General features: G+C 41.2%; 14 protein-coding genes. 12 read left to right on the top strand and 2 right to left on the bottom strand.

What is annotated here, in order from left to right; translation table 11 throughout:
• Positions 1–3 precede the first annotated feature (3 nt).
• Positions 4–879, bottom strand: coding sequence for a LysR substrate-binding domain-containing protein (locus tag ACO1QW_RS08805; protein ID WP_486257644.1), 876 nt, complete (start codon positions 877–879; stop codon positions 4–6).
• Positions 880–970: 91 nt separating this feature from the next.
• On the opposite strand from ACO1QW_RS08805, the gene leuC reads away from it, so the two are divergent.
• The 6 genes from leuC to ACO1QW_RS08835 all read left to right on the top strand — a co-directional run bounded on the left by leuC (position 971) and on the right by ACO1QW_RS08835 (position 6906).
• A complete protein-coding gene (leuC, locus tag ACO1QW_RS08810) occupies positions 971–2437 on the top strand; it encodes a 3-isopropylmalate dehydratase large subunit (protein WP_486257646.1) in 1467 nt (488 codons plus the stop codon).
• Between the two features lie 114 nt (positions 2438–2551).
• Positions 2552–3148: a 3-isopropylmalate dehydratase small subunit gene (gene leuD / locus ACO1QW_RS08815; RefSeq protein ID WP_486257648.1), complete on the top strand. Its 597-nt coding sequence runs from the start codon at positions 2552–2554 to the stop codon at positions 3146–3148.
• 16 nt (positions 3149–3164) lie between these two features.
• The gene (locus tag ACO1QW_RS08820) at positions 3165–4700 is read left to right on the top strand and encodes an alpha-isopropylmalate synthase regulatory domain-containing protein (RefSeq protein WP_486257650.1); all 1536 of its coding nucleotides are present in this window, start codon (positions 3165–3167) and stop codon (positions 4698–4700) included.
• A 99-nt stretch (positions 4701–4799) separates the two neighbouring features.
• Positions 4800–5873: a 3-isopropylmalate dehydrogenase gene (gene leuB / locus ACO1QW_RS08825; RefSeq protein WP_486257652.1), complete on the top strand. Its 1074-nt coding sequence runs from the start codon at positions 4800–4802 to the stop codon at positions 5871–5873.
• 104 nt (positions 5874–5977) lie between these two features.
• Positions 5978–6448: a peroxiredoxin gene (locus ACO1QW_RS08830; protein WP_486257654.1), complete on the top strand. Its 471-nt coding sequence runs from the start codon at positions 5978–5980 to the stop codon at positions 6446–6448.
• 206 nt (positions 6449–6654) lie between these two features.
• Entirely contained in the window at positions 6655–6906 is a 252-nt protein-coding gene (locus ACO1QW_RS08835; RefSeq protein WP_182805048.1) for a T9SS type A sorting domain-containing protein, read from the top strand.
• 151 nt (positions 6907–7057) lie between these two features.
• Here the strand turns inward: ACO1QW_RS08835 and ACO1QW_RS08840 are convergent, their stop codons facing one another.
• Complete coding sequence (locus tag ACO1QW_RS08840) at positions 7058–8230, bottom strand: class I SAM-dependent rRNA methyltransferase (protein WP_486257657.1); 1173 nt, start codon at positions 8228–8230, stop codon at positions 7058–7060.
• Positions 8231–8396: 166 nt separating this feature from the next.
• Here ACO1QW_RS08840 and ACO1QW_RS08845 point away from each other — a divergent pair, with 166 nt between their 5' ends.
• The 6 genes from ACO1QW_RS08845 to ACO1QW_RS08870 all read left to right on the top strand — a co-directional run bounded on the left by ACO1QW_RS08845 (position 8397) and on the right by ACO1QW_RS08870 (position 14298).
• The gene (locus ACO1QW_RS08845; protein WP_486257659.1) at positions 8397–8948 is read left to right on the top strand and encodes a nucleotide exchange factor GrpE; all 552 of its coding nucleotides are present in this window, start codon (positions 8397–8399) and stop codon (positions 8946–8948) included.
• Positions 8949–9024: 76 nt separating this feature from the next.
• Positions 9025–10194 carry a molecular chaperone DnaJ gene (gene dnaJ / locus ACO1QW_RS08850; protein ID WP_486257661.1) on the top strand — a complete coding sequence of 390 codons (1170 nt, stop codon included), beginning with the start codon at positions 9025–9027 and terminating at the stop codon, positions 10192–10194.
• Between the two features lie 207 nt (positions 10195–10401).
• Positions 10402–10845, top strand: coding sequence for a hypothetical protein (locus ACO1QW_RS08855; protein ID WP_486257662.1), 444 nt, complete (start codon positions 10402–10404; stop codon positions 10843–10845).
• Between the two features lie 130 nt (positions 10846–10975).
• Complete coding sequence (gene aspS / locus ACO1QW_RS08860; protein WP_486257664.1) at positions 10976–12823, top strand: aspartate--tRNA ligase; 1848 nt, start codon at positions 10976–10978, stop codon at positions 12821–12823.
• Between the two features lie 63 nt (positions 12824–12886).
• A complete protein-coding gene (locus tag ACO1QW_RS08865) occupies positions 12887–13408 on the top strand; it encodes a hypothetical protein (RefSeq protein ID WP_486257665.1) in 522 nt (173 codons plus the stop codon).
• A 47-nt stretch (positions 13409–13455) separates the two neighbouring features.
• Positions 13456–14298: a prolyl oligopeptidase family serine peptidase gene (locus tag ACO1QW_RS08870; RefSeq protein ID WP_486257666.1), complete on the top strand. Its 843-nt coding sequence runs from the start codon at positions 13456–13458 to the stop codon at positions 14296–14298.
• Positions 14299–14356: the final 58 nt, after the last annotated feature.

Here is a 14356-nt window from a genome sequence, read left to right on the forward strand (position 1 = left end):
TCATCATTTCATCTGCTTCTTGATCATCTCCGTAAAAACAATTGCAGCTTTCTTTCTATAACTTTCTTTCGGCCATGTAATCGAAGCCTGGCTGATGATGTTCAAGCCTTTGATAGGAATGGTCTTTAATGTTTGTCTGCCTTTGGCAGCAGCAACCGTCATAATAGTACACCAGTTACCTGTTTCAACCAATTGTAGCAATGTATTAATATCATTCAGCTCCATCTTAATATTCGGCTGTACATTGTTTTGTGCCAATGCTTCATTTAAAAAATGTCTTGTATGAAAACCTTTTGCTGGTAACACCAGCGGAATATCTTTCAGGTCTTTTATTACGATAGACTTTTTCTCTGCAACAGGATTTGATGGATGCACCACCAACGTCAACGGCGATTCGTACAAACGTTGGGATATAAACATATCGTTATCCTGCAGCTCCAAAAACGATAATAGAAAATCAACACGTGTTGATTTCAGTTTGTCCAACAGATCTTCCGATGTACCGAACTCAACAATAATTTTTACTTCAGGGTATTGGGCCGAAAACTGCACCAGTACCGGTGTAAGCAAGGTTGATAAACCATAAGTAACCCCGATTCGCAATTCACCGGTCTTCAATCCTTTCAGATCGTCAATAACGGCACGGCCGCCTTCTGCATCCGAAACTGTGAGTCGGGCAAAAGGTAAAAACTGGCTTCCGGCTTCCGTCAACCGCACCCGCTTACCAATCCGGTCGAACAGTGGCATGCCCAGTTCATCTTCCAGTTGCTTGATCTGCTGACTAAGCGTACTCTGGCTGATGTACAGGCTGTGAGCTGCCTCGGTAAAGTTGAGCAGCTCTGCCGATTTAATAAAATAACGCAACTGACGAAGTTCCATGTTTCTAAATCGGTTTTATCAATGGATGTAATAGAAAAATACGGTTATACAAATTTAGGGAATCAAACTACATTTGAACCCTCATCGGCAAATGCCTGTAGCGATTGCTGCTCCTGCGCCGGTTTTTATCAACTATTCAAATTCAAAGAATATGAGTCATACGCCAACAACATTATTCGATAAGGTTTGGGATTCGCATGTAGTCCGCAAAATCGAAGATGGTCCCGATGTATTTTTTATCGATCGTCATTTTATTCACGAAGTAACCAGCCCGGTTGCATTTCTTGGTTTGGAAAATCGTGGATTGAAAGTGATGTATTCTGAAAAAACATTTGCAACTGCCGATCACAACACGCCAACTATCAACCAGCATTTACCTGTGCAGGATCCGCTTTCTGCCAACCAGTTGAAAGCACTTGAAACAAACTCTGCGAAGTATGGTATTTCGCATTGGGGTTTGGGTAATCCAAAAAATGGTATTGTGCATGTGGTAGGTCCTGAGAATGGTATCACACTTCCGGGTATGACAATTGTGTGTGGTGATTCGCATACATCAACACATGGTGCGTTTGGTGCAATTGCATTTGGTATTGGTACAAGTGAAGTGGAAATGGTGTTGAGTTCGCAATGTATCATGCAGCCGAAACCAAAGAAAATGCGTATCACCATCAATGGTAAATTAGGTAAAGGTGTTGTTCCGAAAGATGTTCCTTTATTTATCTTATCACAGATTTCTGCAAGTGGTGCAACAGGTTATTTTATTGAGTTTGCCGGTGAAGTGTTTGAGAACATGAGTATGGAAGGACGTATGACGGTTTGTAACCTGTCGATTGAAATGGGTGCACGTGGCGGTATGGTTGCTCCCGATGAAACGACATTCAATTATTTAAAAGGAAGAGACCTTACACCAAAAGGAGAAGCATGGGAGAAAGGCCTGGCTTATTGGAAAACATTAAAGACAGATGCTGATGCGAAGTTTGATCTTGAATTGAATTTTACAGCCGATCAGATCGAACCACAAATTACTTACGGAACAAATCCTGGCTTGGGTACAGGTATCACACATGCAATTCCTGTTGCATCACAAGTAAAAGATGGTGAAGCTTCTTATAAAAAATCATTGGCCTATATGGGCTTTGCTGAAAATGAAAAGATCATTGGTAAGCAGGTTGATTATGTGTTCTTAGGAAGTTGTACCAACGGACGTATTGAGGATTTCAGAGCGTTTGCAAGTATTGTGAAAGGCAGAAAGAAAGCCGATAACATTACCGCATGGTTGGTACCCGGTTCGCACATTGTTGAACAGCAGATTAAAGAAGAAGGTATTCTTGATGTATTAACGGAAGCTGGTTTTCAGTTACGTCAGCCCGGTTGTTCTGCATGTTTGGCAATGAATGATGATAAAATTCCAGCAGGTAAATATGCAGTAAGCACCAGTAACAGAAACTTCGAAGGTCGCCAGGGACCTGGTGCAAGAACATTGCTCGCAAGTCCGTTGGTAGCTGCTGCTGCTGCTGTTACAGGCGTAGTAACAGATCCGAGAGAGCTCATGAATTGATGGCTGATGTAGGATGGCGGATTTCTGATTTAGGATGTCTGTCAACCGATCAACCATTATAACATATCAGGATCAAACAAATCATAAATCAGACATCATAAATCATACATCAAAATGGCCTACGATAAATTTACAGTCCTCACCAGCACAGCGGTTCCAATGCCGATTGAGAATGTGGACACCGATCAAATTATTCCTGCACGTTTCTTAAAAGCAACAAAGCGTGAAGGTTTTGGTGATAACCTTTTCCGTGACTGGCGTTATAACGGTGACGATACACCTAAACAGGATTTCGTATTGAACAATCCGATCTACTCCGGTAAAATTTTAGTAGGTGGTAAAAATTTCGGCAGTGGCAGCAGTCGTGAACATGCTGCATGGGCTATTTACGATTACGGTTTCCGTTGTGTAATATCCAGCTTCTTTGCTGATATTTTCAAAGGAAATGCATTGAACATCGGCATCTTACCGGTAACAGTAAGTCCTGAGTTCCTCGATAAAATTTTCAAAGCAATTGAAGCCGATCCAAAAGCAGAACTGGAAGTAAATCTTCCTGAGCAAACGATCAGCATTGTTGCAACGGGCGAAAAAGAATCGTTCGATATTAACGGGTATAAAAAACATAACATGATAAACGGTTTCGATGATATCGATTACCTGCAATCAATGAAAGAAGAGATCAAAGCTTTTGCATCAAACAGCTTATACTAAGCTATCCAAAACAAACATGCCCCAGACCAAGCGTTACATTGAAATAATGGATACCACACTGCGTGATGGTGAACAAACCAGCGGTGTGTCTTTTTCTGCCTCAGAGAAATTAACGATTGCACAACTGTTGTTGACAGATGTAAAAGTGGATCGTATAGAAATTGCTTCTGCACGGGTATCGGAAGGAGAATTTGATGCAGTGAGAAAAATTACGAAGTGGGCCAAGGCAAATGATTTGTTGAACAGGGTGGAAGTGCTCACATTTGTTGATGGAACAGTATCGGTTGACTGGATGATCAAAGCAGGTGCAAAGGTGGCTAACCTGTTAACCAAAGGTTCGCTCAATCATCTTACACACCAGCTAAAGAAAAAACCCGAGCAGCATTTTGCAGAAATTGCAGAAGTGATCAAGCTTGCAAAAAAGAAAGGCATTGAAACAAATGTATATCTCGAAGACTGGAGCAATGGTATGCGACATTCAAAAGAGTATGTTTTTCAATACCTCGATTTTATTGTGAAGCAACCGGTGAAGCGTGTGATGTTGCCCGATACACTCGGCATCTTAACACCATCAGAAGTATTTGATTTTGTTTCTGAAATTGTACAACGTTATCCCGGTACACATTTCGATTTTCATGGTCATAACGATTACGATCTGGGTACGGCTAACGTAATGGAAGCTTTGCGTGCAGGTGCACATGGTTTGCATTTAACGGTGAATGGAATGGGCGAACGTGCAGGTAATGCGCCATTAGCAAGTGCCATTGCAGTGATGCACGATTTTATGCCAAACATTAAATCATCGGTGGTTGAAAAATCATTGTATGGTGCAAGTAAGTTGGTAGAAACATTTTCGGGTATCCGTATTCCGGCCAACAAACCTGTTGTGGGTGAAAATGTGTTTACACAAACAGCCGGTATTCATGCCGATGGAGATAAGAAGAATAAATTGTATTTCAGTGATCTGATGCCAGAGCGATTTGGTCGCCAGCGCAAATATGCATTGGGCAAAACAAGCGGTAAAGCAAACATTGAAAATAATCTTGCGCAGTTAGGTATTCAGCTTGGTGATGAAGATTTGAAAAAAGTAACGCAACGAATCATTGAGTTGGGCGATCGCAAAGAAGTGGTTACGCCTGCCGATTTGCCATACATTCTTTCTGATGTGCTCGATAGTAATTCCATCCAGGATAAAGTAAAGGTGGAGAATTATGTATTGACGCACTCAAAGAATCTTCGTCCTTCCGTTACACTTCATCTGAACATTAATGGAGAAACTTTTGAAGAACACGCGCAAGGCGATGGACAGTACGATGCCTTCATGAATGCGTTGAAGAAAATTTATAAACAAAAGAAAATAGAATTACCGCAGCTTACTGATTATGCAGTGCGTATTCCTCCCGGTGGTAAGAGTGACGCCTTGTGCGAAACCATTATTACCTGGGCACACAATAACAAAGAATTTAAAACACGTGGTCTTGATAGTGATCAAACAGTATCGGCTATTAAGGCAACGCAAAAAATGTTGAATATAATAGTGAGTGGAGAGTAGTGGATGGTGAGTGGGAAAAGCCACCTGATGGATTGCGATTCACGATTCACGCCTTACGACCACGTTTCTCAAATACAAACAAGTTCAAGCAGAATAACAATGGCAACAAAACACATTTTAATTGTTCCGGGCGATGGTATCGGACAGGAAGTTACAGCAGTTGGTAAAAAAGTATTGGATAAGATCGCTGCAAAGTTTGGTCACACATTTACATATGACGAAGCATTGATCGGTCATGTGGCAATAGAAGCAACAGGTGTTCCTTTACCTGATGAGTCGTTAGAAAAAATGCGCAATTCAGATGCAGTGTTGTTTGGCGCTGTTGGTCATCCGAAATACGATAATGATCCTTCTGCAAAAGTTCGCCCTGAACAAGGTTTGCTGAAGATGCGTAAGGAACTTGGACTGTATGCCAATCTTCGTCCGATTAAATTATTCGATGAGTTGTTAGGTGCATCCAGCATCAAACCGGAGATTTTAAAAGGTGCAGACATTTTGTTCTTCCGTGAGTTGACCGGTGATATTTACTTCGGCGAAAAAGGACGTAAGAACGATGGCGATACTGCTTACGATATTGCTGAATACAGCCGTTACGAAGTAGAGCGTATTGCACGCAAAGCATTTGAGGCAGCACGCACACGTGGAAAAAAATTATGTTCGGTTGACAAAGCCAATGTAATTGAAACATCACGTTTGTGGAGAGAAGTTGTGCAGAAGGTAGCATTAGAATATCCTGATGTGCAAGTAGAACATCAGTTTGTTGATGCTACAGCCATGTTGTTGATCAAAGATCCACGCCGTTTTGATGTGGTGGTAACAGCGAATTTGTTTGGCGACATTTTAACCGATGAAGCTTCGCAGATTGCTGGTTCAATGGGTATGCTGGCGAGTGCATCTATAGGTGATGGCACTGGTGTATATGAACCTATTCATGGCTCGGCACATGATATTACCGGTAAAGGCGTAGCTAATCCGTTGGCTTCAGTTCTTTCTGCCGCATTACTGTTAGATATTTCTTTCGGAATGAAAGCCGAATCGGAAGCGGTGATCAATGCTGTTGATAAAGTATTAAAAGATGGTTACCGTTCTCGTGATATCGCCGATGCTACAACGCCGGCCGATAAAATTCTTGGAACGGACGCTATGGGTGAGCAGGTTCTGCAACATATATAAAAGCAAACTGAAGATTATAAAAGAGAAGCATTTTTACAGTGCTTCTCTTTTTGTTTAACAAATTTGCAAAACGGTTGTTATAGCAATAATTAAAAAACAAAAGCATGAATATTAAAATTGGACAGAAGGCCCCGGAATTTTCGCTTTTTGATACGGAAAGAAAAAAGGTGAACCTTTCGGATTTTAGAGGCAAGAATGTGTTGATCCTTTTCTACCCACAGGCATTCTCCAGTACATGTACAAAGGAGCTTTGTTCGGTTAGAGACGATATTGGCCGATATAATAATGCAAATGCAGAGGTGTTAGGCATTTCAGTTGATTCTGTGTTTACCCTGAAACGTTATAAAGAGGAGCAGGGGTATAACTTTCCACTGCTGAGCGATTTTAATAAAGAGGTTTCAGCGGCATACGATTCGTTATACGAAAACTGGATACTGGAGATGAAAGGCGTTTCTAAAAGAAGTGCTTTTATTGTTGATAAGGAGGGTATTATTCAGTATACCGAATTAGTGGAGGAAAAGGATGCGGTGCCTGATTTTGAAGCAATTAACCAAAAGCTCGAATCTCTCAACTAATTCATTGTCTGTATTATAGGTGGGCAACCCCTGACTAAGGGTTTGCCCTTTCTTTTTTAAGAAATGTGAGAAAAAGCTTGTAAATTGCAGATAATAAAACTAAGTTTGTTTCGTTGAAACGGATTTTTACCATATTCGCCTGTATCCTTTTGATAACCACAGCAACCGCCCAGACGGACAGAACACCTGCTGGAAACGCTGAAAATGTGGTTAAGGTTGTCCGTTTTTATCCCAATCCAGCTTCTTCCTTTATTAATTTTGAATTTAAAGAAACACGTCTTGCAGATTTCTCTTTCAAGGTGTTCAATTTTATTGGCAAGAAAGTTCTAGAGATCAATAATCTTACTCCACGTACAGTTGTAAACCTCAACGACTATTTCCGTGGTGTTTATATTTTCCAGTTAACCGACCGCAGCGGTAAAGTTGTAGAGAGCGGTAAGTTCCAGGTGGTGAAATAAATTTCCCTACTTGCTAGATTTTTATTGCGAGGCTCAGACGAGTCTTTTTTTATGCCTTTACTTTCTAAGATAAGTCAGATATTCTTATATAAAAAAAACTCCATCAACAAAAGCGATGGAGTTCCTGTCTCGTACTTCTTACTTCGTAATTTTAAAACACCTGTACTATCAAGAACTTCAGGTAATGTGTATTTTCCCAACCCCAAATGATTGGATGATCGGAGCTTTGTGTCTGAAAAGTGACTTGTCTCAAATGTCTTCTTGCATCTTTCGCCGCCATTTGAATGATCTCTAAAAATAAGTCGGGCTGTACAAGGTTGGTACAGGAAGAAGTAACCAGGAAGCCTCCGGGTTTTACCAGTTTCATTCCACGCAGATTGATTTCTTTATAACCTGTGATCGCTTTTTGAATAGTTGCTCTAGATTTGGTGAACGATGGCGGATCGAGCATCACTACATCATATTGCTTGCCTTCTTTCACCCATGTTTTTAACACATCAAATGCATTCACACATTCAAATTTGCATTTATCAGCAACGCCATTTAACTCCGCATTTTTATTACACATCGCAATGGCACTTTCCGAAATATCCAAACCATGCACACTCTTTGCTCCATACTTTGCTGCATGAATTTCAAATGTGCCGGTGTAAGTAAATGCGCCTAACACTTCTGCATCTTTTACAATATGCTGAATAAACCTGCGGTTATCCTGCTGATCGAGAAAGTAACCCGTCTTTTGACCATTAGCGATATCAACATGAAACTTCAATCCATTTTCATTGATGATGATATTGGTATCGAAAGACTCGCTTAAGAAACCTTTTTTCTGCTCCATGCCTTCAAGTTCACGAATAGGCACATCGTTACGTTCGTAAATGCCTTTTGGTTGAAAGATCTGGTTGATGGCTTTGACAATAGCATCTTTCCAAATGTCGATCCCAAGCGCAAGTGTTTGGATAACAAAATGATCGTTGAATTTATCAATGATTAACTGCGGCAATCCGTCTGCTTCACCGAAGATGAGCCTACAGTTTTCTTTATAACCCATTTGCTGGCGTTGCTTCCAGGCCTCATTCAACTTGCGTAAAAAGAAATCATCATTTATCTCTTCGTTCTTCTTTCTCGTAAGAATGCGGACCAAAATCTGCGACTTCGGATTGAAATAACCCCTTCCTAAAAACTTATCGTCATGCGTATGAACATCAACAATAGCCCCGGCTTCAGCATTTCCATCAACACGGTTTACTTCATTTGCAAATACCCAAGGATGCCCGTTTGCTACACGTTGAGAAATCTTCCTGTTTAACGTCACTTTTGTCATAGCCGGCAAAGATAACGGTAAGTACGAAGGGTAACCCACAGTATGTACTAAAAAGCTATTATCAACCCTCAGCCGACAATTTGTCCCAATTCATCCATTGGCAATATTCTTGACCAGCTTACCTTTGCCGACAATTTTACCTTTTATGGAAGAAAAGATGAACGAAATGACAGAACAAAACGCCGAAGACCTGAATAACACAGCGTTTAGTGCCGATATTAACACCGATGAAAATATTGCGGGAGTTAATCACCTGAACGAGCAAATTGCTGAAGAAACCGAGTTTGAAAAACTGAAAAATGTGGTGGAGGAAGAGAAGAAAAAATACTTGTATCTCATGGCCGAGTTCGACAATTTTCGCCGCCGCACGGCCAAAGAACGTGTTGAGCAAATGCAAACAGCGGGAAAAGAGGTGATTATTTCCATGCTGGAAGTATTGGACGATGCCGACCGTGCAGAAGCTGAGCTCACCAAAAACGGTGCGGTGGATGAAGGTGTGAAACTGGTGTTTCATAAACTCCGTTCAACCCTGCAAAGCCGTGGGTTAAAACCAATGGAAGCAAAGGGCCAGGATTTTGATGCCGATAAACATGAAGCAATTACTGAAATTCCGGTTCCCGACGAAAAACTGAAAGGAAAAGTGATCGATGAAATTGAAAAAGGATATTTACTCAACGATAAAATCATACGTTTTGCGAAAGTGGTAGTAGGGAAATAAGCTGCCAGCCGCAAGCCACTAGCTGCAAGCTGGTTTGCGTTTTGCTAAAAGCTGCAGCTAAAAGCTATTAGCTAATATGTCAACAAAAAGAGATTTTTACGAAATACTGGGTGTAACAAAAACTGCTTCTGCGGATGAGATCAAAAAGGCTTACCGTAAAGTGGCTATGCAATATCACCCCGACCGTAACCCTGGAAACAAAGAAGCCGAAGAAAAATTTAAAGAAGCGGCAGAAGCGTACGAGATTTTAAGTGATGCAGATAAGAAATCGCAATACGATCGCTATGGACATGCAGGTGTAAGTGGAAATGGTCGTGGAGGATTTGGCGGCGGTCAGAACATGAACATGGATGATATCTTCAGCCAGTTTGGAGATATTTTCGGTGATGATGTATTCGGTAGTTTCTTTGGTGGCGGCGGTCAGCGCAGAGGCGGTGGCGGAAGAGCAAGAGGAGTTCGGGGAAGTAATCTCCGTGTTCGTATCAAATTAAATTACGAAGAGATTGCGAAAGGCGCCAGCAAAACAATCAAAGTAAAAAAATACGTTAGCTGTAATACATGCGGGGGCACCGGCGCAAAAGATAAAAGTAGTATGCAAACCTGCGGCACCTGCGGTGGTAGTGGCCAGGTAAGGCGTGTACAAAATACGTTCCTCGGACAAATGCAGACAGTTACAACCTGTCCGACCTGTAATGGCGAAGGTTCAACAATTGCCCATAAGTGTACAGCGTGTAAAGGTGAAGGACGTGTGTATGGCGAAGAAAATATCACCATCGATATACCTGCAGGCGTACAGGAAGGTATGCAGCTGAATGTAAGTGGCAAGGGAAATATGGGTGAGCGTGGTGGAGCACCGGGTGATTTGATTGTATTAATTGAAGAAGAAGCACATGCTCATTTGCACCGTGATGGTTTGAATGTAGCGTATGATCTGCATATTTCATTTCCTGATGCCGTATTTGGCATCCAGGCTGAGGTGCCAACCATCGATGGCCGAGCAAAAATCAAAATACCTCCGGGTACGCAAAGTGGTAAGGTGTTCCGTTTAAAAGGGAAGGGATTTCCGTCTGTTCAGAGTTATGAAAAGGGCGATCAACTTATTTATGTAAATGTGTGGACACCCCAACATCTTACATCGGAAGAAAAATCGATGCTGGAAAAATTACAGCAAGGACAAAACTTTCAACCTAAACCCGAAAAAGGCGATAAAGGTTTCTTTGAAAGGGTGAGGGAAATGTTTAGTTAGCTAAGGCACGTGGAAAATAGTTAGTGGCGGGTATATAACCCGCCATTTTTTTTATGCTTATTTGAAGTTTTCATCTAAAAAATATAAACTTCAATTGAAATAAATCTCGATAACCGCTCGAGATCAAAACAGTCCTTCGACCATGCTCAGGATTATCACGCATCCATCAACACATTTCTTATTTTTACTTTTTACCAACTAACTAATATGAGCGATCATCATTCAATCTATTCAATACCCGCACGCTTTCGACGCATTGAAAATCTGCACATACTTTTATGGTTGATCAAAGATGCTTGCTGGGCACTTAATTTTCGTTTGCCCGGAATGATTATGATTGTTCCAACGGTGCTGGCCGCATTGGTGATTGCATGGCAGACCCGCAAAATTGTATCGGAGCTTGTGCACAATCTTGCGGTGGTATTCTGGATTATTGCCAACTGCACCTGGATGGTGGGTGAATTTTATGGTTGGGATGAAGGTGCTTTTGGATTACGTCGGTTTGCACTAGTTCCGTTTGGTATAGGGCTGTTGATACTTGGAATTTACTATCTGCTCTACTATAGCAATCGGAATTTCAGGGAAAAGATCATAGCACAAACAGAAGATGTGTTAAGCAAGGAAAGAGGTTTCCAACCTAAAGAAAAATGAACCGGACTCGACTTCGGCTGGTTGCGGCTCAATAGTTATCTTTGCGCACCTTAGCAAACCGTTTAGGTTGAAGATGTGGAGTTTGGGTGAAACCTTCTTTCATTTTCAACGTTCAATTTTAAATTTTACTATGTATCGTTCTCATACCTGTGGCGAATTAAGAAGTAATCATGTTGGATCAACTGTAACCCTTGCAGGCTGGGTGCAAACTGTGAGAAAGCTGGGAACGGCTATTACCTTTGTTGATCTGCGTGACCGTTATGGTATCACCCAGTTATTAATAGGCGAAGATCTTTCCGGTCAGCTCGATGAAAATCCACTTGGTCGTGAGTTTGTGTTACAGGCAACCGGTACCGTTAGTGAACGCAGTAACAAAAACGCCAACATTGCTACAGGCGATATTGAGATAGTAGTAACTGAGTTTAAAATTCTAAATAAGTCGGCAGTTCCTCCTTTTACTATCCAGGATGATACAGATGGTGGAGATGATCTACGTATTAAATATCGTTTTCTTGATTTGCGTCGTAATGCGGTGAAAAGAAATCTTGAATTGCGTTATGCTGTGAACCGTGCTGCAAGAAACTATTTGCATGGCAATGGCTTTATGGATATTGAAACACCTTTCCTTATTAAATCAACTCCCGAAGGGGCAAGAGATTTTGTGGTACCAAGCCGCATGAATCCCGGACAGTTTTATGCGCTTCCGCAATCGCCACAAACATTTAAGCAATTGCTGATGGTAAGTGGTTACGATCGTTACTATCAAATTGTAAAATGTTTTCGTGATGAAGATCTGCGTGCCGATCGTCAGCCGGAGTTTACACAGATCGATTGTGAGATGGCTTTTGTTGAGCAGGAAGATATTCTCAACATGTTTGAAGGCATGATTAAATCGATCTTCAAAGATGTGAAGAATATTGATTACACCGAAGCTGTTGAACGCATGACATGGGAAGAAGCCATGTGGCAATATGGAAACGATAAGCCCGATATCCGTTTCGGTATGAAGGTTTGCAACATCAAATTCCCGGCACATACATTCACAACAAAAGCTAGTCAAAGTGCATTGATCGATGGCGTGGATTTTAAAGTGTTTGATGAAGCAGAAACTGTTGTTGCAATTGCCGTGCCCGGCTGCAGTGAATATACACGCAAACAAACCGATGAATTAACGGAGTGGGTGAAGCGTCCGCAGATCGGTATGAAAGGTTTAGTGTTCATCAAATGCAATGCAGATGGTACATACAAAAGCAGCGTAGATAAGTTTTACAGCGAAGACAAATTAAAAGCAATTGCGGATGCTGCAAATGCAAAAGCAGGCGATCTTGTTTTAATACTTGCAGGTTCGGAAGAACGTACCCGTAAAGCCATCAGTGAACTGCGTTTGGAAATGGGTAAGCGTTTGGGTTTAAGAAAAGAAAATGAATTCAAATTATTGTGGGTACTTGATTTTCCATTGTTTGAATTTGCATTAGAAGACCAGGATGGCGGCGGTGCCGGCCGTTGGGTAGCAAGACACCATCCGTTTACAAGTCCCAAGCCATCGCACATTGATATGATGATCAACAACAGTCCGAAAGTTGATGATCTTGATAAGTATCTTGAACATCCTTACGCCAACATTAAAGCTAATGCATACGATATGGTGTTGAATGGAAATGAAATTGGTGGTGGTTCTATTCGTATCTATCAACGTGAGCTACAGGAAAAAATGTTTGCAGCGTTGGGAATGGATGCAGAAGAACAGCAACACAAGTTTGGTTTCTTATTGGGTGCTTTTGAATATGGTGCGCCACCTCATGGCGGTATTGCATTTGGTTTCGACCGTTTGTGTTCCATACTAGGCGGCAGTGAAAGTATCCGTGATTTTATTGCCTTCCCAAAAAATAATTCAGGAAGAGATGTAATGCTCGATGCGCCAAGTGAAATTGCCAACAAACAGTTCGATGAATTGCAGATTAAACTTAACTTAAAATAGTTTTTCTTTTATCGATGCTCTGCACAATTATGCTTTGTGCAGAGCATTCTTATTTATTAAGGTATGAAGTCGTTATTGCTCTATCGTATATTATCATATTTTCTTTTAATAATTGCTGCCATATTCGCTATTGCAGCTTTATTTGCATTATTGATCGCTTTGTCCAATCCAGCATTATTACTCAGCGTATTTGTGATTGTTGCAGTTGTGATCTATAGTATAGCCAGCTTTTTATTTCTGATTAATGGAATTAATGGCAATCGTCAACTTCAACCAAAGCTGCGTGACTGGATAAAGGTAAATGCTTACGTTGCCCTTGTGTTTGTAATGATGAATATTTTTCAGTCAATTGCAGTGCTGCAAAACCCCGCCATTCTTTCCGAAGCTGTGAAACAGGTTTTGGATATGCAGAAATCAACATCTCCACTCTCAGCAGATTTTATGTTCCGCATCATGAAGGCTGTGGTTTGGTTTTTTCTATTTTATGCTATTTTGCTTGGTATTCATATCAGCATTACATTTCGTTACCTGAAACAATATGCTCATCTCTTTGGGCCAAAGGACAGTAGTTCACAGCGACTTTAACACAATTCATTTCTTTCTTCTTCGTTTCTTTATGCAAACAGATCTGCATGCGTACATTATTGGTTTGCTTTATATCATTGTTAGTGATCGCATCTTGTAAAAAGAAAGAAAATGCAAACGCTGCCAAAACCTTACTCAACGTAAAATATGGAGCTGATGCAAAACAGGCGATGGATATTTACCTGCCTGCCAATAGAAGCACCACTGCAACACCCGTGCTTATTCTAATTCACGGTGGCGGTTGGACGGACGGGGACCGCACTGATCTCAATGCATATGTGGATACACTCAAACGCCGGTCTCCGCAATATGCCATCTTCAATATCAGCTATCGCCTCGCAGCAAACGGACAGAATCTTTTCCCATCTCAAGAGCAGGATGTAAAAGCAGCTGTAGAATTTATTCATAGTAAAAGGGAAGAATATGGAGTATCCGATCGCTTCGGGTTAATAGGTGCAAGCGCCGGCGCACATTTGGCGTTGTTACAAGCTTATAAATACACATCACCCGTGAAAGCTAAAGTTGTTATTTCGTTTTTCGGCCCAACAGAATTAGTGCAGATGTATAACAATCCGCCCAATCCATTAGTGCCCTTATTGCTGGCTTCGGTTACTGGCGGAACACCTACTTCTAATCCTGCTATCTATCAACAATCCTCTCCATTTAATTTTGTAGTGAACAGCAGCGCACCAACATTACTCCTGCATGGTGATAATGACATCGTCGTTCCCTATTCACAATCTACCCTATTGCAAAACAAGCTGAACAGCGTAGGTGTTTCCAACCAATATGTATTATATCCTGGTGGTGGTCACGGCGATTGGTCTCCCCAAATCTATTTCGATGCGTTCAATAAAATTGATGCATTTCTAAAACTTCATCATCCATAAACGGGTAACGCCGTTTCTAATTTTCTCAGCTTCTGAATTTCGATAATTGATCTAACTT

It is taken from the genome of Lacibacter sp., from assembly GCF_057361365.1.